This is a genomic window from Oscillibacter sp. CU971 (assembly GCF_905219725.1).
Lineage (GTDB): Bacteria > Bacillota > Clostridia > Oscillospirales > Oscillospiraceae > Oscillibacter.
Map to the genome: position 1 here is coordinate 1 of NZ_CAJMXG010000547.1, position 1,172 is coordinate 1,172.

At 56.3% G+C, this 1,172-nt stretch carries 2 protein-coding genes; both read right to left on the reverse strand.

Annotated elements, in window-relative coordinates; all coding sequences use genetic code 11:
* Nucleotides 1–98: 98 nt before the first annotated feature.
* Nucleotides 99–296, reverse strand: coding sequence for a helix-turn-helix domain-containing protein (locus JX325_RS17305; protein WP_204792243.1), 198 nt, complete (start codon nucleotides 294–296; stop codon nucleotides 99–101).
* 68 nt (nucleotides 297–364) lie between these two features.
* The gene (locus JX325_RS17310; protein ID WP_204792244.1) at nucleotides 365–781 is read right to left on the reverse strand and encodes a single-stranded DNA-binding protein; all 417 of its coding nucleotides are present in this window, start codon (nucleotides 779–781) and stop codon (nucleotides 365–367) included.
* Nucleotides 782–1,172 lie beyond the last annotated feature (391 nt).

The following is a 1,172-nucleotide window of genomic DNA, read 5'->3' on the forward strand; positions in this document are numbered from 1 at the left end:
GCATACGGGCCATGGAGCGTATCACAGCGGTGTCGAACTCCGGGTGCGCAGCTTGGTTGCGCTGCAAATTGTTCAGGCGTTCATGCAGGACGCTTTTCTCAGCCATCATTGCGCGTACCGGCCTGGGCCTCTACCCATTCGGCAAGCCCGGCCACGGAAACCAGAATCCGGTTCCCCACCTGGAACGAAGGGAAATCCTCCCGCCTCGCCAGAATATAGGCCGTGGGCTTGCTGATGTTCAGCAGCTTCGCCGCCTGGGGTACGCTGATGGAAAGACTCTCTCCTGTGGTTCGCATCGTTCTGCCTCCTTAAAAATGAAAATAGGGGGGGAGGCTTTCGCCTCCCCCCCCCCCCCTATTGGTTCTCACGCGGCCTTCTTATTCTTGCGGCCCTTGGGGGCCTCCGGCGCACTCTCAGCGGGCTTGGCACTCTCGGCGGGTTTGGAATCAGCGCTCTCAGCGGGCTTGGAATCAGTGAAGTAAGCGTTCTCCGCGACGATTTCGACGGACACACACTTCTTGCCGTCCCGGTCAGTCCAGTTCCGAGTCTGGAGCCGCCCGTCCAGCAGGACTGTCCGCCCCTTGGTGAAGTAGTTATTCAGGAACTCAGCGGTTCCTCGCCAGGCGACGACATCGAAGAAGTCGGTCCCGCGCTCGCCGTCCTGGTCGGCGAAGTTCCGTTCCACGGCGATTCTGACGTTGCAGACGGCAATCCCGTTCTGCGTATGGCGGAGTTCAGGGGCAGCGCACAGACGGCCCATGATAGTAATTTTGTTCAGCATACTTGTTACCTCGCATTTCACATAGTATTTGAGCTTTCACTCGTTCATCCCGACACCTGGACCGGTTCCTGCCGGTCTGATTCTGCCGTTCATTCCGTTACCTGTCGCCAGCGTAAGCAGGCGACCCGGACAGCGAACATCTGAGAACGATATTCTATACCAAACCTAAGTTTTGTCTGTAAGCATTTATGCCAGCTAACGGAGAACGGAATATAGGAATACAAGATATAAACATAAAGGTAAGTTTTGTCTGTAAGCACCTATGGAGGCAAACACTGGCAGGTCCCACAATTCCACAGGGGTGTGTGTTTACGGGTACGCACCACCCCCTGTGGAATTGTGGGACCCTTCCAAGAGCGCTGGCCTATATCTGCTCCGGTCAGTCTAAGTG

What these genes read in the sequence shown, in the direction of transcription:
- JX325_RS17305 (WP_204792243.1), bottom strand. Translation starts at nt 296, where the DNA reads ATGCGAACCACAGGAGAGAGTCTTTCCATCAGCGTACCCCAGGCGGCG.
- JX325_RS17310 (WP_204792244.1), bottom strand. Translation starts at nt 781, where the DNA reads ATGCTGAACAAAATTACTATCATGGGCCGTCTGTGCGCTGCCCCTGAA.